The 19,435-nt window shown below is 38.1% G+C and carries 18 protein-coding genes; 7 read left to right on the plus strand and 11 right to left on the minus strand.

The genetic code is table 11. From position 1 onward, the window contains the following. Positions 1-17: 17 nt before the first annotated feature. The 10 genes from IAG46_RS04785 to IAG46_RS04830 all read right to left on the minus strand — a co-directional run bounded on the left by IAG46_RS04785 (position 18) and on the right by IAG46_RS04830 (position 11,661). Entirely contained in the window at positions 18-602 is a 585-nt protein-coding gene (locus tag IAG46_RS04785; protein WP_190809175.1) for an NUDIX domain-containing protein, read from the minus strand. A gap of 57 nt (positions 603-659) precedes the next feature. Further along, positions 660-1,313 (minus strand): DUF2461 domain-containing protein, encoded by a 654-nt coding sequence (locus IAG46_RS04790; RefSeq protein ID WP_190809176.1) that lies wholly within the window; start codon positions 1,311-1,313, stop codon positions 660-662. 75 nt (positions 1,314-1,388) lie between these two features. After that, positions 1,389-2,186: a TIGR00266 family protein gene (locus IAG46_RS04795; protein ID WP_190809177.1), complete on the minus strand. Its 798-nt coding sequence runs from the start codon at positions 2,184-2,186 to the stop codon at positions 1,389-1,391. A 120-nt stretch (positions 2,187-2,306) separates the two neighbouring features. Further along, entirely contained in the window at positions 2,307-4,067 is a 1,761-nt protein-coding gene (locus tag IAG46_RS04800) for a hypothetical protein (RefSeq protein WP_190809178.1), read from the minus strand. Between the two features lie 8 nt (positions 4,068-4,075). Beyond that, positions 4,076-5,260 carry a DUF4249 domain-containing protein gene (locus IAG46_RS04805; RefSeq protein ID WP_190809179.1) on the minus strand — a complete coding sequence of 395 codons (1,185 nt, stop codon included), beginning with the start codon at positions 5,258-5,260 and terminating at the stop codon, positions 4,076-4,078. Between the two features lie 11 nt (positions 5,261-5,271). Continuing rightward, positions 5,272-8,046 (minus strand): TonB-dependent receptor, encoded by a 2,775-nt coding sequence (locus IAG46_RS04810; protein WP_190809180.1) that lies wholly within the window; start codon positions 8,044-8,046, stop codon positions 5,272-5,274. A 5-nt stretch (positions 8,047-8,051) separates the two neighbouring features. Continuing rightward, a complete protein-coding gene (locus IAG46_RS04815) occupies positions 8,052-8,837 on the minus strand; it encodes a hypothetical protein (RefSeq protein WP_223826577.1) in 786 nt (261 codons plus the stop codon). A gap of 254 nt (positions 8,838-9,091) precedes the next feature. Then, positions 9,092-9,421, minus strand: coding sequence for a YegP family protein (locus tag IAG46_RS04820; protein ID WP_190809182.1), 330 nt, complete (start codon positions 9,419-9,421; stop codon positions 9,092-9,094). Between the two features lie 166 nt (positions 9,422-9,587). After that, positions 9,588-11,102 carry a PQQ-binding-like beta-propeller repeat protein gene (locus IAG46_RS04825; protein ID WP_190809183.1) on the minus strand — a complete coding sequence of 505 codons (1,515 nt, stop codon included), beginning with the start codon at positions 11,100-11,102 and terminating at the stop codon, positions 9,588-9,590. 100 nt (positions 11,103-11,202) lie between these two features. Beyond that, positions 11,203-11,661 (minus strand): DUF4442 domain-containing protein, encoded by a 459-nt coding sequence (locus IAG46_RS04830; RefSeq protein WP_190809184.1) that lies wholly within the window; start codon positions 11,659-11,661, stop codon positions 11,203-11,205. 169 nt (positions 11,662-11,830) lie between these two features. Here IAG46_RS04830 and IAG46_RS04835 point away from each other — a divergent pair, with 169 nt between their 5' ends. The 6 genes from IAG46_RS04835 to IAG46_RS04860 all read left to right on the plus strand — a co-directional run bounded on the left by IAG46_RS04835 (position 11,831) and on the right by IAG46_RS04860 (position 16,419). Next, entirely contained in the window at positions 11,831-12,313 is a 483-nt protein-coding gene (locus tag IAG46_RS04835) for a DUF4870 domain-containing protein (protein ID WP_190809185.1), read from the plus strand. After that, on the plus strand, positions 12,313-12,774 hold the full coding sequence (locus IAG46_RS04840) for a nuclear transport factor 2 family protein (RefSeq protein WP_190809186.1): 462 nt from the start codon (positions 12,313-12,315) through the stop codon (positions 12,772-12,774). Before IAG46_RS04835 ends, IAG46_RS04840 begins: the two co-directional genes overlap by 1 nt. A gap of 142 nt (positions 12,775-12,916) precedes the next feature. Further along, complete coding sequence (locus IAG46_RS04845; protein ID WP_190809187.1) at positions 12,917-13,246, plus strand: PadR family transcriptional regulator; 330 nt, start codon at positions 12,917-12,919, stop codon at positions 13,244-13,246. A gap of 8 nt (positions 13,247-13,254) precedes the next feature. After that, positions 13,255-14,982, plus strand: a complete 1,728-nt coding sequence (locus IAG46_RS04850) for a PspC domain-containing protein (protein ID WP_190809188.1) — start codon at positions 13,255-13,257, stop codon at positions 14,980-14,982. An 86-nt stretch (positions 14,983-15,068) separates the two neighbouring features. Continuing rightward, entirely contained in the window at positions 15,069-15,791 is a 723-nt protein-coding gene (locus tag IAG46_RS04855) for a head GIN domain-containing protein (protein WP_190809189.1), read from the plus strand. 178 nt (positions 15,792-15,969) lie between these two features. Continuing rightward, positions 15,970-16,419, plus strand: coding sequence for a hypothetical protein (locus IAG46_RS04860; protein WP_190809190.1), 450 nt, complete (start codon positions 15,970-15,972; stop codon positions 16,417-16,419). Between the two features lie 64 nt (positions 16,420-16,483). On the opposite strand, the gene trxB is transcribed toward IAG46_RS04860, so the two are convergent. Further along, positions 16,484-17,452 carry a thioredoxin-disulfide reductase gene (gene trxB, locus IAG46_RS04865; protein ID WP_190809191.1) on the minus strand — a complete coding sequence of 323 codons (969 nt, stop codon included), beginning with the start codon at positions 17,450-17,452 and terminating at the stop codon, positions 16,484-16,486. Positions 17,453-18,246: 794 nt separating this feature from the next. Here trxB and IAG46_RS04870 point away from each other — a divergent pair. Next, positions 18,247-19,416, plus strand: a complete 1,170-nt coding sequence (locus IAG46_RS04870; RefSeq protein ID WP_368668164.1) for an aldose epimerase family protein — start codon at positions 18,247-18,249, stop codon at positions 19,414-19,416. Positions 19,417-19,435 lie beyond the last annotated feature (19 nt).

The following is a 19,435-nucleotide window of genomic DNA, read 5'->3' on the forward strand; positions in this document are numbered from 1 at the left end:
CATTGGTCGTAAAAACCTTAATCGAATAACTTGTTTATTTGGGCATATTGCAGCAACATTATGGTTTTGGCATCCCTAATCTCGCCGCTGTTCATCATTTTTATGGCCTCAGAAAAGGACATTTCCATTACTTCAATATTTTCGGTTTCTTCGTCAGCGCCCCCACCTTCACTCACTCGCATATTCTCTTCATAATGACCCATAAAAAAATACAGAATCTCGGTAACAGAACCCGGAGACATATACGATTCAAATACTTTTTCAACTTTGTCAATTTTATAACCGGTCTCCTCCTCTACCTCCATTTTTATGGTCTGTTCGGCATTTCCTTTTTCCAATATTCCGGCACAGGCTTCGATCATCATTCCATCTTCATTACCATTTAAATAGGTAGGCATTCGAAATTGGCGTGTCAGCACTATAGTTCCTTTGGATTTGTTATACAACAAAATTACGGCCCCATTTCCACGATCATATGCTTCCCGGGCTTGCTCTTCCCATTCTCCATCCTCTCTTTGATACTCAAAAGATATTTTGTTTAGAGAATACCAATTGTTGGAGAGTAATTCTTTTTTTATGTTTCTAACGTTACCGTATTTCATTGTAATGGATTAATGGTTAATGGAAATTAACTGCCAAATATATGACTGATAGCAAAACTATACTGACGCAGCATTGTTCAAATATTGTCGGAATGGGAGCATTTCCAAATAAGCTAGCTTAATTTTTTCCTTAAAATCGGGTTGGAAGACTTCTTTTCTGTCCAATTGGCATTCTACTCCAAAAGTTTTGTTGCGCAATAAATGAATATGTGGGTGATCGTTGGTAAACCCTTTGGGGGCATTGGTCAATTTTTCGTCTTCATACAGTCCTCCAAAACGTTTCTTAAAGGAAGGTTTGTCCAGAATCTCTTGCAATTCCTCGCCATTATAATCAATCCCCTCTCGAATACTGCGTAATATTTTTGGTTCTGGACGCCAGAATCCACCGGCCAACAGGCATTGTTTTACACCAATTTCGATATAAAAATCCGCAGATTTTGGGGCTTTGTCCAAACCTGCACCAAAATGATCTTTGTATGTGGGTTTATTTGGATGGAACATGAGATTATTATTGATTCTATTGATCCCATTTTTCCCTGGTGTTGGATAGTAATCCTCATGCAATTCAGCCATGACCAAATCCAAATCGTCCAACCACAAGATAAAGTCGTTCCGAAGCGACCTATACCACTTTCGGTTAGCATCCATCCATTCCTTGTTATTATTGTTTTGGAGTTCGGTAAGAAAGTCAAAAAGGCTTTGAAAATTCATGTTACGAACATAGCAAAAACACCCTTAAAGTCAATTAATGGATACTAAAATTGTAAAAACAATCTTAAATAAGCCTTAGAATTTGTTGTCTCCCATAACAATATCGCCCAAGCCTCCTAGAATACTACCCTCGCCCTTGTCCTTACCTCCTCGTGGAACGGCTGCTAATACCCTACCTGCCAATCGACTGAACGGTAATGACTGTACATAGACAGTTCCAGGTCCGCGCAGTGTTGCGAAAAAAAGCCCTTCGCCTCCAAATACGGTGTTCTTGATTCCGCCGACAAATTCAATATCATAATCGACCGTTTGTGAAAAGCCCACAATGCAACCAGTATCCACTTTTAAAACCTCGCCAGGTCCCAATTCTTTTTTGGCCATGGTTCCTCCTGCATGGACGAAGGCCATACCATCTCCTTCAAGTTTTTGCATTATAAATCCTTCTCCGCCAAATAATCCACGACCCAAGCGTTTAGAGAATTCTATTCCCACGGAGACTCCCTTGGCAGCGCATAAAAAAGCATCTTTTTGACAGATGAACTTGCCTCCTTTTTCAGAGAGATCAATAGGCAATATTTTTCCGGGATAAGGAGAGGCAAAGCTTGCTTTCTTTTTACCATGGCCAACATTTAAAAAAGCGGTCATGAAAAGACTTTCACCGGTCAATAATCGTTTTCCTGCTGAGAATAATTTACCCAATACCCCAGAGTCTTGACCAGAGCCATCACCAAAAATGGTATCCATTTTAATATCGGTATCCATCATCATAAAGCTACCTGCTTCGGCCACAACGGCTTCTTGGGGGTCTAGTTCAATCTCTACATATTGCATCTCCTCCCCGTAAATTGTATAGTCTATTTCGTGTGCGTTCATTTTTGATAGTTTTTTGTTGATAATTATTAGTTGACGGTAAAGTGGTTTTGTTACAAAAAACAACAGAGATTACAATCATTGGTAAAATGACGACCATTTAAAATTATTCAATTTGTATCATCATTTTACTTCTAGAGTTTTTCTAATAGAGACTGGTTTTCCAGTAGCTGTGAATCCCTCCAAATAGATTTCATAATTCCCAGGGACATCTGAAGTAAAAAAGTCAATATTGATTTTTCCATTTTGTAAATCCAATCGTGGAATCCATAAAAGTTGGTGCCTAAAATCGGGAAATTGATTGGTGAGAGGAGCTTCCTCACCTCCGTATCTTTGATTGAAATATCTTTTTGAAGGTAAAGGAGGGGCCAAATCGACAATTCTGATGTAATCTTTACTATAGTTTTTATAAAAATCCCCCTTTATAGTTTCAATAGCAATAATCCCTTTATAGACAATGGCATTTACCACGCACTCTTTTCTTGAAACTTTTATTTTATTAATATCACGTGCATCATTGTCTATGATATCATTATGTTGTTGTATCAAAATTCCATCGACCAGAACTAAAGGAGGTAGATTAAAATCCTTGTTGTCTTCATCTTCTCTAACTTGAAATTCATCCTCTCCATCTGCATTTTTTGCTACCCACACATTATCAACTACTTCCAGCATAGTTTCCCTTATCGTTGGAAATCGGGTATAATCATCCAAATTATACACTTTTGAAAATTGTCTGTAAACAGGAATTATCGGCTCTTCCGTTACGATGTTATCCGGTTTTATCTCAGCAAATGCGTTTTCTACTTGATTGTATATGTTTCGTTCTAAAATTAGATCGTTCATTTTCGGGGTTATGATCAATTTTTCGAATTCCAACTTTTCATAATCCAGATGTCCATCACTATTGAGCTCAATTTTATAATTGTTTCTGTTTTTTCCTAAAACCTGAATAAATACTTGGTCATTTTCATATGCCTGATTTATATTGAAAAAAAAGTCGCCTTTTTCATTTGTCCTCGTAAGCTTGAGCTTAAACTGTTCACCAGGTATGGAAAGTGCCATTTTCTCATCACTCAGCGAAATATTTGATTCATTAGGAGTAATTTTTCCGGAAATCAATTCACCTCTTATTTCCGGCAGTAATTTACTCTCAATCTGATTGGATTCATCTACTTTTCGAGTGTTAACATACCTCTGGGCAGAAGGCATCAAAGGCTTGCGAATGGTTTCGGATTTACGAATTGATATGGAATAATTTCCATTGATAACACTTTCATTTGTGGCATTTATCGTTAGAACCGCCTGTTTACGTCTATTATATGAACTCTTGTCCATAGTCAACGTAATCCCCTCAACACCGCTTCTTTTATTCTGTTTTGTTTTATCCTGACCTGAACGTGTTTCAGTATCGACTACTTCGCGGCCCAATATGGCATCCTGGTTATTCTGGAATGGGTTTATGATACCTACATCACTTTGAAAAAAACAATTTATACCACTGTTTTTCATCCACTTCGTATATCCCAATAGTTTATAATTCCCCGATGGGGTATTAGCTGGCACAAAGAAATCTCCTTGTCCTAAACCATTATCCAACCTTAATTTCTGACGAAACAGTACCTGTCCATCTTCACTAACCATTTCTACATAAGCAATCTTGCTAAAACTGCTGGGAAGATCAGTTCCTTCGATTAGGGAATAAACACTATACAAAAAATGCTCCCCGGCAAATAATAAGGAGGTGTTGTGATAAACATACACATATTCCAAATTGTTCCAATACCTGTCGTCCTTGGTTGTTTCTTTTTCAGTAGTAGATACTTGTGCATTGATGCAAGAAAAACTGAACGCAATCCACAATGTCATTATCTTGTATCTCATATTCATATTTAATCTTCCCAAAATTCAGGCACGTTAATATCTCCCAACACCGTACAATCACCACAAACCCTAGGAACAACAGCAAACTCACCTGTTAAAGGGATCGTACTATGGTATCTAACGGAATTAGAGGATACCAGTTCACCTAAACTGGGATTTTCAGAAGTGGCTTCCTCAAGCGGGGGCGGTATATAGGGTAAACAATAGTCCACATAAGGAGGGAGTGGTTCGCTAGGGAAAAAATCTTCATAATTAAAAAACAATCTTTTTGAAGACACAGAAGCCACATGAAAGAAACCCAATACATTCTCATCAGAATTACTTGTTGAGTTCACGTTGCCACTAAAAAATCCTGGTTGAGAAGGTGAAAACAAATCATCTGCTCCGCTAGATTCATCTAATCTTTTTAAATATTCGAAAGATGCTTCGGAAATGGCAAGTTGCTTAACAAGAATGCTATATCGATGTGAAATAATATAATTATCCCTATCAATAAACCTTACCTGAAACTGTGGAACATTGTTGGCATTTGATTGCTTAGGTTTATTTAGCACAGTATCTTCAGAAACATTAGTATTAAAACAAACTCGCTCTTCCCTATCGCGAGTTACAACAACCAAAGCAGGTCCTTCAAACCTAAGCATTTGGTTATTCCATTCAGGGGGAATAATCTTGTATGTTTCCTCATAATGATAACGGTAATAATTGGAAGTCTGTGATGGTTCGTATTCCACAAATATGGCCATCCCTTCATTAATATCTTCCACTCTTGCCACACTTAAATCTTGAATTGGAGAGGGCTGGGGTGCAATAACAATATCCGAGGCATATTGACTTCCCGAACTTGTTGTCACCAATAATTGGTAACTTCTTCCTGCCTCTACCCCAAAACTGGATGTTGAAATATATTTGCCCGATGCTTCTTCTTCAAACACATATTCATTCTGCAGATCGTCAACGACTATAACTACTGCATTTGTTTCCGGAAGTGGCACAAATTCCTCGAATCGGAATGCCCTAGTCAAAAGAACTTCTTGTCTTTTCAACTCATCGGTAATAGTGGCTTCAATAACTAGTGCGTCTTCGAAAACCTCTGTTTGGGGTTCAAACGACTCTATACAACCAAATATCAAAGACACCATCGGTATCAACACCATATACCAGCGTGGATTTGTTGATTGATACACTTTCATTTTTACCAATTTTAAAATTTAAAATTATAGGTGATCGTTGGTATCGGTATAGAGAAGATTGAACTTTTATAAGCTCTTATCTGCCCATTTTCTGTTACAAAAAACACCGAATATGGATTATTCCTACCCAAAACATTGTAAATGGAAATGTTCCAAAAACTATGGGCAAACTTCTTTATCTTATGATTTCCTTCAACATTAAAGCTTACATCCAGACGGTAATAGTCGGGGATACGGAACTTATTTCGATCCGTATAAAAGGTATATTCCTTTCCTTCATACAAATAGTTACCCACCGGGTAGGTGACCGGGCGTCCAGTTTGGTATACAAAATTGGTTGAAAGGCTAAAACGCTTGCTAAATTTGTAATTGGCCACTAAACTTAGGTCATGTGGTTTATCAAAATTCGAGGGTAGGTATGCGCCATTGTTTACTCTTTCTTCTTCTGTGGCTCCATCAAACTTAATCTGGGATCGCGAATAGGTATATCCCAACCAGCCGTTTAGTTTTCCGTTGTTTTTTTTAGCTAGAAGTTCTACTCCATAAGATTTTCCTTGGCCCTGTAGCACCCTTGTCTCAACAGCTTCATCAAGTAAAAGGTCGGCTCCCGTCTTATAATCCAGAATATTATCGAATTTCTTATAATATCCTTCAAGGCTTAATTCATATTCATTTTCATTTAAATTTTTATGAAGTCCCAAGGTAAACTGATCGGCTCGTTGTGGTTTTATATTGATATCGGACAACTTCCATGTATCGGTCGGTGAGGCAGTGGTATTGTTGGACAAGGTATGAACATATTGGTATGTACTATTGTAACCGGCTTTTATAGAAGTATTGGGAGTTATAAAATAACGGGTCGAAATTCTTGCTTCTGGACCTCCATAGGTTTTAATAATTTCATTTTTGTCGAAGGCTTCTGTATTGATCAATGTAGTTTCATTTCTTGGCATCCCCTCTTCATATATCCGCTGAATTGATTCTCCCAAAGCTGCAAACATGGAATATCTTAATCCGAGATTAACAGATAATTTTTTGTTGATTTTAAAATCATCTGAAATAAATATGGCGGCCTCAACACCTCTTTCCTCAGGAATAAACACTGAAGGAACAACAGTTTCACTCGCCAAAGGTTCTATGCTTCCTGGCTCAACATTGTACAATTTTCCAGAAATACCATAATCAAAATTATGCGAATCATTGTGCAAATATTTCATCTTCAACTTTAGCAGCGTCTCATTGATACGATACTTCAGTTTAAAGTCATTGACTGAAGCAGCATCAACATCAAAATCTATGTTAAAGCTATAATTGCTATTAGCCAATATGAATTCTCCTTTAGTTTTATTGTTAAACTTATGGGACCACTCTATTGAAAAAGATTGGTTGCTATAACTATATAAAGAATCTCTGGTAATGTTAAAAGCATCATCACTATAGTATCCCATGGCACTTATGGAATTTTTTTCGTCAAGTTTATGATTGTATTTAGCGATAATGTCGAAAAAAGAGGCTTCGTTGTTTCGTAAATCCTCTTCTTTTAAAGATCTTAATATCCATTTTGAATAGGTTGCCCTACCTCCTATTAAAAAAGATGCTTTTTCCTCAACTACCGGTATTTCTAAAGTGAGGTTTCCAGTTACCGGTCCTATGGAAGCTTCGCCTGAAAATTTTTTGGGATTTCCATCTTTTGTCTTGATGTCGAATACCGAAGAGAGTCTCCCCCCAAATTCAGCTGGGATATTACCTTTGTACACATCCACATTACTTGATGTAAAAGGATTGACGGCAGAAAAAAGTCCAAAAAAATGAGATGGATTATAGAGTACTGCATGATCCAAAAGTATAAGGTTTTGATCAGCTCTACCTCCCCTGACGTTGTATCCCGAAGCTCCTTCCCCTGCGGTTGAAATACCGGGTAGAGTGGTAGCAACCTTAAAAATATCTCTTTCGCCCAACACTAGAGGGATTTTCTTGATCTCTTTGACTTCTATCTGCAAGACTCCTCCTATTGTCCTTTCAATATTATCATTCCGATTACCTTTTACCACCACTTCATCAAGCATTTCAAAACTCTCGTCAAGTTCAAAATCGAGATTTCCGTCTCCGTATAAAATGATCTTTTGTAGCTCTCCCTGTATACCCAACCCACTTACCTCAATCATATGGGGACCGAGAGGTAAATCGATAGTATAGTAGCCTTGGGCATTAGTCGTGGTACCTTTTCCAGTTCCTTGTACCAATATGGCTAAATCTGGTATAGGTTGCCCATTTATGGAGTTAACGGCAGATCCGGTAAGCGTGGCGGATTGCTTTAATCGACCCTTGCTTTCTTTTCCTATTCTAACAAGCTGGTTAGTTTTTTGCGCAAGCTCATCATCTTCTTTATGCAAAATGGGCAAAATATCTTTGTCATCTTCAATTTCCGGTACTATTGAATCGATTTTGGATGTAACAAAAAAGTCTTCAGGTAGCTTGTCGTAAATAACATTACCTCTGGTCAGGATAATTCTTTGACCTTCCATCATGTAATAGTTGATGTCGGTATCTTTAAAAAGTTGGCCAAGAACTTCGTTGATCGACACACTATCAAAATTCCCGGAAACGGAATCACCGGACAACCATTCATTGACATAAAAAAAACTGTAATCCGTTGTTTTCTGAATATGGGACACCACTTCTTTCAAAGACCAATTTTCAAAGGACATTGTTATTTGATTCTCTTGGGTCTGCGAAAAACCAAAAAAAGAACCCAGTAAAATACACAGGATAACTAGAGCTTTCATTCTCACTAAAGTTCTCTTTTTCTTTCTTCCAAGTCACTCACGATTCCTAATATTTTGATTAGATATAGTTCTTTGTTGACTTTCCTATAAGAATCGGCAATATTCCTATTAATTTGGCTCTTGTATTCGGGGAAAATTTTGACAATATCTTTTTTACTCTTGATATTGTAGCAAGAACCCTTATATCCCAAAGTATATTTGTTATCGCTTACAAACTCATGGTAGATCCTATTTCCCTCATACCTGGTATATCTCTGTTTGCTGTTTTTTTTAAAAAAAGAAAAAAAAGTGGTTTCAATGAGAATTTCTTGAAAACCATGGACATAACTTGTTTTGTCCTTTTCACAATCAATCTTCTTGAACTTATGTTCCCCAATAACAAACTCATCTATTCGGTCCTTAACGAGACGTAACATTTTTAATCCAACATCACTCCTAAGACCCAAAAGTACCTGATCTTCGTAAAGATCGTATTTCATTTCAATATTAAAATAAGACTCTCCTCCATAAACAACATTTCCAGACAAATACTCTGAAGAACTAAAAAATCTATGCGAATCCTTAAAGAAAACATATTCCTCAACTACTAAGGTTCCTTCATATAAATTGGAATTTTCAGTCCCGGTTACTTCATCGAACCATTTGTAATACTCACTTTCGTTGTTTTTGACTTGGGCAAAGGTTAGTTGGACACAAATAAGCAACAAAGACACTGCAATCATGACTTTGCACTCCTTTACAGAATTTTTTTCTTCAGGAAGGATTTTTGGTTTCACGTAATAACCCAACATTTAAAAGATTTAATAATAGAAACGAATGGTATTTATCCATTCAAATTAGAGATTTAATGCCTAAAAGAATTACTATTTAGACGAGTAACCCTACAATTGACGAGTTCTACACTATTTGGACGATTTACAGGAATGCCCAATTCCTATTTTAAATAAAGTGGAAGAAACGAATTCATAAAATAAAAAAAGCAGCCAAAATTGGCTGCCTTAATTTGCATTACACCGCAATTGGGTGCTATAATTCCGCTCTAACTTTAAGAGTTATCCTCTACATCGGCATCGGGGGCATTCTTCTTTACAGACGCTATACCATTTTCCATGGCTGAAGTGGATGTATACATTTCACTTTTACCGATGACCTGGCCATTGGAGGCTTTAAGGTTAAAGTATGGACTGCCATCTTTGGCTGTTTTGCGATCAAAACGATCATCATTCTTCGAATTGGTCCTCACAGATTCAATACCATTTTCACAGGCAGACTTGCTATTGTACTGTTCACTGGTTAGAATCACCTGACCATTCCCTGCCTTAAGGTTAAACATTGTTTTACCCGAGTTAGTGGTTTTAATTTCAAATTTTCCCATGTGTGCTTAGTTTTCTATTAATTACTGTTAATGGTGAAATTACTAAAAATTAGTAATTTCCCTAAGATATGAAGTTTAATCGTTATGTCATATGTTTCCATGTAAATTGAAACTAAAAATCTTTCCTTTAATTCTGCTATTGGAATTTTCCATAACCTTGCCCCAGCTACTGTTCACCTATGCAAATAAGATGCATTAAGGTTCTATGATATAGTTTGCCATTTGCAAATGAGGGTGAATTCACAGACCAAGTCTTTCCTTTCGGGCCCAAATCATTTAGACCGATAAATGCACTTTCATCAAAAGAATTGGTAGATGTATTTATACAATATACCACACCAAGCATGGTAGTAAAGAATATTTTTCCATTCACTGCAATGGGATTTCCGTTAAAGTTCCAGTGCCATCCATCTCTTTGGGATCTTTTATCATTGGACACATCCAAACCTCTTACGTTCAAGGTTTCGGTTGTAAGCTCTGTATTCCATATGTAAGATTTGGTTCCTTCTTTATAATCCATATGAACAGGCACTTCCAGATATGCTACTTTTCCCGTTTTCAAGTTCACTCTTCCTATTGCGTAATTAGGGCCAATGTTTTTGCGATATTGTCCTTCTTTAAAACACATAAAAAAGAGTTTGTCATCTACAATAATATTAGAATACCAAGCCGGAAACACATTCAATCCAAGGTCTTTTTGGATATCTACATTCTCTTGGACAATATATTTTCTAGCGCTTGTATCATAACTTCTTACATCAGCATTTTTGGTTAGTGAAACTTTTCGTTGGAGCTCTCCGGTTTTCGAATCCACAATATGAACAACGTTCTGGCTTTCGGTGTACCATACGGAATAATCCTTGTTCCATGTAGCATTATATAGGGCCAAACCTTCGTCAGCTTCATATTGCCATATTCTTTTTCCTGTTTCTACATCGATGAGCGAATATCCTATTGGCGTCTCTGGAACTCCATGATGACCTCCCCTACCAATCATAATCGCAGATTTTCCTTCGGCCGTTTTAGATAGGAAAGGGGTGTTGTAATGTGTAAGCCCGTCCTCTGAAATCCATATTTGTATTCCTGTGCTTTTGTCTATTGCATAGAGATAGTTCCAACCAAAGGTCCGATGGCCATCTTTTTTCCAATACGTTTCCATATTAATAACAAGGTTGTCCACAACGTAGGGTTCAAATTGTTTGTTGAACGGAAAATGAACCCCTTCTAGTTCCTCAACGGGTTTCCATGTTCTATCCCAAATCAAGTTCCCGTCAAAATCGAAACAGCTCAGGTTGCCACTTGCGTTATAAAACCAAACATGCTTTCCATCGGTTACAGGTCCGGGAGTTGAGGAATCGCTAAAGCCATACATGTATTCACTATTGACACTACCTTTAAGCGCTCTCTGCCAGATAATATGTCCATCCTTAGCATCAACACACAAAGCCAAAACATCTGCTCCTTTTATTCCTTTTCCTTCCTCTATTTCGAATATAGGTTTCATTACAGTTAGGAAAATCCTGTCTTCCCAAATAGTAATTCCGCTTTGCCCGCCTTCTGGCAATTCAGCTTTCCATAGAATATTCTTTCCAGTTGTAACACTGAACTCGGTTGGAACTTGATTTTGAGTGACTAAGGTCCAATCTCCATTAGGGCCGGCAGGCTGTGGCCAAAAGTCCATGTTTTGGGCATCTAGACTGGTGGAAAATGATATCCAAAGAACAAATAAAATAATTATACTATTGTAACTTCTAGTTGTATTAAATGGAGGTAACATTCTTTTACGCTTTTTTGATTTTTACCGTCCATTCAAAGTTGAATGTAGAGACAGCGGCTCCCTCTTCGTTCAAACCAATAGACTTCATCCAAAATGTTCGACCCTCCCCTGTTTCAATTGTTTTTTGAATGGCTTCTTGAATCAAATGACCGTCCTCACATGTAAAGGTGATTCTACCCGTGGCCTTTTTGGTAAATGTGGCATTATTGTTTGCAACCAACATAGATATTTTTTTGCCGCTTTTTTTGATTTGAGTGATGACCATTGCACCCGTACTCAACTCAGCTGCCATGCCCTGAACAGCCCAAAACATGGAATTAAAAGGGTTCTGATTGAACCACCTGTGCTTTACCGAAGTTATTGCTTTATGGTCGTCAATATATTTTAATCTTACCCCGCACCACCATGCTGCAGGCAGTTTAAAAAAGGTGAAAGTGTTGAATTTACTGGGTTTTATAGCCATAATAGGTTTTTATCTCCGCTAAAAGTACCCAAAATAATTGCATTATCAATATGTTAAATATATGTTAATTTATAGTACTTTGTTTTGCATAGTACCATCTTTTGGATATATATTTGCATGGTAAGCTAATAGGTTAACCCTTTTTACAGTTTAAAATCATCAATTAAAAATGGCAACAACATTAACCAAACACGAAAGAAATTTATCTGCGATCATTCACGCATCTACCTTTTCAAAGTACTTTATTCCCTTTGGGAATTTTATTCTACCATTGATTCTGTGGACGGCGAACAAAAAGGAATATCGATTTGTAGACTATAATGGTAAACAAGCACTCAATTTTCAAATTAGTTTGTTACTATACTCGGTTATCATTGGTGTCATAAGCGTACCGTTCTTTGTTGGTTTTTTACCAGATTTATTCGACTGGGGTGTTTTTGACTTTCACCGATTAAGTGACCTGAACAATTTGAACATTCACATTAGTAGTGATGATTTTAGGTTTGGACGTTTTTTCTGGCCCGTTGGTATTTCTGGCTTGTTACAGTTTGTGTTGGTCGTCATCAATATTGTGTATACCATTCTGGCAACTATTAGAACCAATGAGGGCGAAACTTTTAAATATCCATTCACCATTAAGTTCATCAAATAATGAAACGGAGAAAGAACAGTATCGCCCATTTAGCAATTTTAGTCGCGTCGCTGACCTTTGTAATCCATGCACAGGAATCCAACGATTCAGAACTGTACAAAACCATCGTGGAACTTGATAGTATTTATTTTAATGCCTATAATAGTTGCGATATGGAACAACAAGGTAAGATGTATGCAAAGGATATAGAGTTTTATCATGATATGGGAGGATTACAAACCTCTAAAGAAGATTTACTTGGCAGTATTGAAGAAAATATATGCGGAAAGGTTACTAGACAACTTGTAAAAGGAAGTGTTGAAGTACATCCTATCAATAATTTTGGAGCTATTGAAATTGGGTTACACAAGTTTTACAATAATCAAGAACCGAATGAAGAGTCAAAGCCAAGTAAGTTTATCATCATATGGAAACAAAATGAGGCCCAATGGCAAATAAGCAGGGTAGTTAGTTTGCATTAAGGCACGAATAAGGGAGTTTATTCATCAATCAAAAAACGAAAACATCATCAATCAATCAAAAAGCCGTTTCCACTCCCCTGCTCATCACAGGGGAGCTAAGGGAAACAAAAACGAACAGTTAATTAAATAGAACTATGCAATTATGAATATAGAAAACACAAAAGCACAAATGCGCAAAGGGGTTTTGGAGTATTGCATTCTTTCCATATTAAGGGATAAGGATAAATATGCATCCGAGATACTTGGAGCCCTAAAAGACGCAAAGATGCTGGTGGTGGAAGGTACCATTTACCCTCTGCTCACGAGGCTCAAAAATGCTGGACTGCTCAACTATCGTTGGGAAGAATCCACATCAGGGCCACCTCGAAAATATTATGCACTTACCGAAACGGGGCGCTTGTTCTTGACCGAACTCAACGGCACCTGGGATGAACTTAGAAGCGCAGTTAATCTGGTAACCAACACAAAATAAATCAAGAAATGAACAAGACAGTAAATATAAATTTAGCAAACACGCTCTTCCACATAGACGATATTGCTTTCAATAAGCTTAAACGCTATCTGGAATCTTTAAAAAGATCATTTGCCGGCACACCGGGAAGTGATGAGATCATTGCTGATATCGAGGCAAGGATAGCAGAACTCTTTTTGGAAAAAATGGAGAACGAGCGACAAGTGATTACCGAAAAGGAAGTGGACGCGGTAATCAATGTAATGGGACAACCAGAAGATTACATGGTTGACGAGGATATTTTTGAAGACGAACCTCGAAAGACTCAAAAACGAACAGAACGTAAGTCCAAAAAACTGTACCGTGATATGGACCACAAATATATTGGTGGTGTATGTGCAGGTTTAGAGCATTATTTGGGATTAGACGCTCTTTGGATTCGATTAATTTTTATACTCTTGGCAGTATTCACAGGCTTTGGCCTTATTGCCTATGTCCTACTTTGGATTTTAGTGCCCGAAGCGGCAACTACTTCCCAAAAACTGGATATGTCGGGAGAACCTGTCAACATCAGCAATATAGAACGCAAAGTAAAAGAGGGGTTTGATGATGTTGCAGATAGTATAAAAAGTGTTGACTACGAAAAAGTAGGCAATAAAGTAAAAAGCAGCTCCAAGACCTTTTTTGACACCATTGGTGAGATTATCATGTTCCTGTTCAAAATATTTGGCAAGTTCATAGGAATACTTCTCATTATTATAGGTGCCTCCACTCTAATAGGATTATTTGTAGCCATGTTCACCGTGGGCATGTTCGATGCCGTACATTTTCCGGGCGTTGATTTCTACGAAATCGTAAATACAACCGGAGCTCCCGTATGGCTAGTCTCGGTACTTTTGTTTTTTGCGTTTGGCATTCCGTTTTTCTTCTTGTTGTACCTAGGTCTCAAGATTTTGGTAAACAACCTGAAATCCATCGGTAATATTGCGAAATTTTCACTCTTAGGATTATGGTTGATTTCCATAGGAACTCTGTTCGCCCTAGGCGTAAGACAAGCAGCTGAATTTGCCAATGTAGGCAGTGTTAACATCAAAGATCAAATTGTAATGGCAGAACAATCGGACACCTTGACCATTAGAATGAAGGATTCTGACTATGATCATGGAATGGAGGACATTCACTTTGGGAGAATGACCTTCACATATGATGAGAATGATAATCGCCTATTGATCTCTGATGATGTGGACATCAAAATTAGAAAGTCAGATGACGGCTATGTAAAGCTCAACATCCGAAAAGATTCCCACGGAAATAGCACATTGGCAGCTCGTGAAAGAGCCAAACAAATCAATTATGATTATGAACTTACGGCTAACGAGGTTGTTCTTGATGAGTTTTTGACCACCTCCCCATCCAATAAGGCCCGAAATCAAGAAGTAACTACGACTATCTATGTGCCTGAAGGCAAGGTAATTTCCTTTGAAGAATCTACTCGTGGCCATATCGGCAGAGGAGTGAGAAACGACAGAGATCTTTATAGAAGTGGTATTGTAGAATATACCTGGATGATGGGCGAGGACGGAGAACTAAAATGTCTGGATTGCCCTGAGGAAATAGACATCGACGATGAAGACGAAGAAGGGAAAATCATTATCGACAAAAATGGCATCGATATTAATGTTGAAGATGGAGCGGACAGTTTTCGAATGAAAATTGACGAAGACGGGGTAGAAATAAAAGCAAAAGAAAACAACTGAGTAATGGATTTCAACAGTTCGGAAACCTTTACTAAATAAAAAACACTTAAAACACGAATTTTAATCAATCAATAAAAACAACAATCATGACAACACTAGCAAGAATAGCAATCGCATTTATTTTGGCCATATTCGCCTCCTCCTGTATTATGGATGTCAATTTTGGCAACGGTAAAAAAGGAAATGGTGAAGTAGTGGAAGAAAGCCGTAAAGTTACCGAAGATTTTACCGTGGTATCAGCCTCCGAAGGTTTGGACGTTTTTGTAACCCAAGATGCAGATTTTAAAATTTCGGTTGAAGCGGATGAAAACATCATCGACCTGATTGGTACAGATATCAAAGATGGAAAATTACGTATCCATGCCATAGAAAATATTGGCAGAGCAACTAAAAAGATATATGTAACACTTCCTGAAGTTACTGCTCTTAAGTGCTCGAGTGGTGCCGATTTAATAGTCCAAAATGTTATCGAGGCCGAAAAAATAGAACTTGATGCGAGCAGTGGCTCTGACCTAAAGGTTGAACTTACAGCTTCTGAGGTGTCTGCAGATACCAGTAGCGGAGCGAGCATAAAAGTCTCAGGCAAAGCAGATGTACTTTATGCTGATGCCAGTAGTGGTTCCGACATCAGGGCTCGTGAACTTTTAACCAAAAAGTGCAATGCAGATGCCAGCAGTGGAGCTGATATTTCGGTAAACGTCTCCGAATCATTGATTGCCGACGCCAGTAGCGGAGCCGATATTCGCTATTCAGGAGATGCCAGTGTTGAGACAAAAAAATCTGTTTCGGGAAGCGTACATAAATACTAGACTAAATAATCAATATATCCCATTGGGAAAATTAAAGACCTGGTAACCCCAGGTCTTTTTTAATACCACTTTGCAGCTAAATCGAAACTCGGATTAAAGTACCTGTTAGTTAATTATTTAACAAAAAAATCGTATCTTATTAGAGCAAAGGAAACTATAACTCTAAACACATATCGCCATGAAAAAAATATTTGGATTGGCCTTGTTGATGCTCATTTTCATTTCTGCAACGAAATTTGCTTCTCCAATGCCAGAATCAATGCACTCGATTGAGGGAACCTGGGAACTACAAAGTTTTTATAATTATGATGACGGAGTCAACGTTTCAGACACTGTACCAACATCTGAAGGTTATCGACAAGTAAAAATGTACTACAACGGTAAGATCATGTGGAGTAGACATGCCCCCAAAGATTCTTTGGACTGGTTTGGTTATGGAACATATGAAATCACGGCCGATTCCCTTATCGAAACTTTAGAATACGGTTCTGACCCAATGATGTCCGCTCTTGATACCTTAAGGGTATTTAGGTTTGAGTTGGAATTGACCAGCGACGCCTATAGTCAAATTAGTTTTGACGAAGATGGCAATCGCACTTTTTCCGAAAATTATAAACGGATAGATTGAATTAGCACTCCATTAAAAAAGGGCACCTTATAGGTGCCCTTTTTATTATATTCATTTGAATGATTTAAGAAGCTACTGCCTCTTTGCTTTCTACAGATGCCAAGTAGCGTTCTGCATCTAAAGCGGCCATACACCCCGTTCCAGCAGCTGTAACTGCTTGACGATATTCTTTATCCTGAACATCTCCACTGGCGAAAACTCCAGGTTTATTGGTTTTTGTGGATTTTCCTTCGGTGACAATGTATCCCGTTTCATCCATATCCAACTGCCCTTTAAAAATATCGGTATTAGGTTTGTGTCCAATTGCGATAAAGAGACCTGTAATAGCAATTTCTTCCTTTGCTCCGGTTTGGTTGTTTACAATGCGTAAACCTTCCACAACCTGATCGCCGAGCACCTCATCCACCTCTGTATTGTAACGCACTTCAATATTGTCCAAGCTATTTACTCGATGTTGCATGGCCTTGGACGCCCTCATGTGGTCCTTCCGTATCAACATGGTCACTTTCGTGCAAATATTTGCTAGGTACGATGCTTCTTCTGCTGCAGTATCACCTGCACCAACTATGGCTACTTCTTGTCCCTTATAAAAGAAACCATCGCAAACAGCACATGCAGATACACCTCCACCCCTTAAGCGTTGTTCACTCGGAATATTCAAATACTTGGCTGTGGCACCTGTAGATATGATCACAGTTTCAGCTTCAATTTGTTTGCTGTCATCCACCGTAACTTTATGAATACCTCCTACCTCATCACTAAAATCAACTGCGGTTACCATACCAATACGGACTTCTGTTCCAAAGCGTTCCGCCTGCTGCTGCAATTGCACCATCATTGTCGGCCCATCTATACCTTCAGGGTATCCTGGAAAGTTGTCTACTTCAGTTGTCGTGGTCAATTGCCCTCCTGGCTCCATACCGGTGTACATCACAGGTTTTAAATCAGCTCTGGAAGCATAAATAGCAGCTGTATATCCTGCGGGGCCAGACCCCACGATCAATGTTTTTATTCTTTCTATCTCTTCTGACATAATTAAAAATCTACACTTAGGTTTCAGTTCTACAAAAGTAGGTTTTTTGTATAGAAACTTACACTTGGTTTATTATGACTTACCAACATCCTATGCTCAGAAAAAAGAAAAGAGCCATGGGGTAAATGGCTCTTTTATTATTAATAGTAGGCTAAGTAATTTTTTATTCTAAATGAGGGTTAAAAACCGTTACAACCAAGAGGCTCAACCTCAAAACCCCTTGGCGCAACGGAAACCTCTTGAAATAAGATATACACGGATGAACACTATAAAGTAAATATCCAATCTTACTCTTCTGGAGGTTATATCATAATTTTAAAAACCCATGTGGAATTCGTTGTAAACATACCATCGAAATATATTAAGAGGATGGTCTAATTAATCAATGGGGTGTTCTTACCAATGGATGGGCCATTTGAATTCACGACCGTAAATAATTATCGTAGTATGGGAAAATCTGTTCATGACAAATATCATTTTAATGGAAATTTCCTAATTTCTTTCAGAAATTCCATTTAATCCAATGTGGATATTTTATCGGGGAGCGGCATTCCAATGTAACCTTCTTTGATAATGTTGAAATGCCTCAGTTCATAGCCCGCTATGTGGTTGGCCAGTCCTCTTACTGTTTGTTTATTGATTATACTTTATACGGTACGGAAATGGTCCGGTAAGGTCTCAAAGCATCACAAAATTGGGAAGAATTGTGGCTGAACTTTGTAAATTCCAATATTTGGTTAGTTTTGAGAACATAACTGCGCATCTGCCGGTTAAAATACATATCAACAGAAAAAGTGATTCATAAAAACAGAGCTGCCAAAAATTATTATCAATTAAAGACAATTGCCATTGTCTTTCTACTTATGCTAGTCCATATGGGATGTACAGAAACTTCGAGAAAAAAAGGGATTGTAGAAACCCCTTTTGGAACAACCAAAGACGGAAAGAAAGTAACCCATTTCCAATTGACCAACGAATCAGGAATGTCTGTTGGGATTATAAATTATGGTGGGATTATTACAAGCATCGAAGTTCCAGATCGGCATAATGTTTTTGGCGATGTAGTGCTAGGACATGACAACATCAAGGATTATGAAGAAAAGAGTGATTTTTTTGGTTGTATTGTGGGAAGGTTTGGAAATCGTATAGCCCATGGAAAATTTAGTTTGGACAGCACGGAATACAAGCTGTTCCTGAACAATAATGGGCATACGCTCCATGGAGGGCAAAAAGGATTTGATAAACAGGTGTGGGAGGCCAAATCTTTTGAGAACCAAAACAATCTTGGGGTCGTACTCACGCATATCAGTGCTGATGGGGAAGAAGGTTATCCGGGCACATTGGAATGCCAAGTAACCTATACTCTTACGGTGGATAATGGGCTGCAAATAGATTATCTGGCCAAAACCCATAAGACCACGGTACTAAATTTGACCAATCATACGTATTTCAATCTTAAGGATGGAGGCAAATCCCCTATTTTAGATCATGAGTTGCAAATTAAGGCATCTAATTACACTCCTGTGGATGCGGGGTTGATCCCCACTGGCGAGATTGGCCCAGTGGCTGGAACCCCTTTCGATTTTACCCAACCCACACCGATTGGAAAAAGAATCGATGCTAAGCATGCACAGCTTGATTTTGGGCTCGGATACGACCATAACTATGTTCTAGATAGTAAACAGGATGCCTTGGAATTCGTTTCGAGCGTGGTTGAACCAGAATCAGGAAGAATTCTTGAAGTACTAACCACCGAACCTGGGGTCCAGTTTTATTCAGGCAATTTCTTAAATGGAAATATCACTGGGAAAAACGACATCACGTATCAACATAGAACAGGATTTTGCTTGGAAACCCAGCATTTTCCAGATTCACCAAATCAACCTCATTTCCCTTCAACTGTGCTGAAACCGGGGGAAACCTATAAAAGTACCACGGTTTATCGATTCAAAATAAAAGATTGACCAAAATCAATATCCGCAA

Origin of the sequence: Flagellimonas sp. S3867 (assembly GCF_014698935.1) — a bacterium.
GTDB lineage: Bacteria > Bacteroidota > Bacteroidia > Flavobacteriales > Flavobacteriaceae > Flagellimonas.

What these genes read in the sequence shown, in the direction of transcription:
- IAG46_RS04855 (WP_190809189.1), top strand. Translation starts at nt 15,069, where the DNA reads ATGACAACACTAGCAAGAATAGCAATCGCATTTATTTTGGCCATATTC.
- IAG46_RS04830 (WP_190809184.1), bottom strand. Translation starts at nt 11,661, where the DNA reads ATGGCTATAAAACCCAGTAAATTCAACACTTTCACCTTTTTTAAACTG.
- IAG46_RS04815 (WP_223826577.1), bottom strand. Translation starts at nt 8,837, where the DNA reads ATGTTGGGTTATTACGTGAAACCAAAAATCCTTCCTGAAGAAAAAAAT.
- IAG46_RS04850 (WP_190809188.1), top strand. Translation starts at nt 13,255, where the DNA reads ATGAACAAGACAGTAAATATAAATTTAGCAAACACGCTCTTCCACATA.
- IAG46_RS04790 (WP_190809176.1), bottom strand. Translation starts at nt 1,313, where the DNA reads ATGAATTTTCAAAGCCTTTTTGACTTTCTTACCGAACTCCAAAACAAT.
- IAG46_RS04845 (WP_190809187.1), top strand. Translation starts at nt 12,917, where the DNA reads ATGAATATAGAAAACACAAAAGCACAAATGCGCAAAGGGGTTTTGGAG.
- IAG46_RS04825 (WP_190809183.1), bottom strand. Translation starts at nt 11,102, where the DNA reads ATGGACTTTTGGCCACAGCCTGCCGGCCCTAATGGAGATTGGACCTTA.
- IAG46_RS04800 (WP_190809178.1), bottom strand. Translation starts at nt 4,067, where the DNA reads ATGAGATACAAGATAATGACATTGTGGATTGCGTTCAGTTTTTCTTGC.
- IAG46_RS04820 (WP_190809182.1), bottom strand. Translation starts at nt 9,421, where the DNA reads ATGGGAAAATTTGAAATTAAAACCACTAACTCGGGTAAAACAATGTTT.
- IAG46_RS04835 (WP_190809185.1), top strand. Translation starts at nt 11,831, where the DNA reads ATGGCAACAACATTAACCAAACACGAAAGAAATTTATCTGCGATCATT.
- IAG46_RS04810 (WP_190809180.1), bottom strand. Translation starts at nt 8,046, where the DNA reads ATGAAAGCTCTAGTTATCCTGTGTATTTTACTGGGTTCTTTTTTTGGT.
- IAG46_RS04840 (WP_190809186.1), top strand. Translation starts at nt 12,313, where the DNA reads ATGAAACGGAGAAAGAACAGTATCGCCCATTTAGCAATTTTAGTCGCG.
- trxB (WP_190809191.1), bottom strand. Translation starts at nt 17,452, where the DNA reads ATGTCAGAAGAGATAGAAAGAATAAAAACATTGATCGTGGGGTCTGGC.
- IAG46_RS04795 (WP_190809177.1), bottom strand. Translation starts at nt 2,186, where the DNA reads ATGAACGCACACGAAATAGACTATACAATTTACGGGGAGGAGATGCAA.
- IAG46_RS04805 (WP_190809179.1), bottom strand. Translation starts at nt 5,260, where the DNA reads ATGAAAGTGTATCAATCAACAAATCCACGCTGGTATATGGTGTTGATA.
- IAG46_RS04860 (WP_190809190.1), top strand. Translation starts at nt 15,970, where the DNA reads ATGAAAAAAATATTTGGATTGGCCTTGTTGATGCTCATTTTCATTTCT.
- IAG46_RS04785 (WP_190809175.1), bottom strand. Translation starts at nt 602, where the DNA reads ATGAAATACGGTAACGTTAGAAACATAAAAAAAGAATTACTCTCCAAC.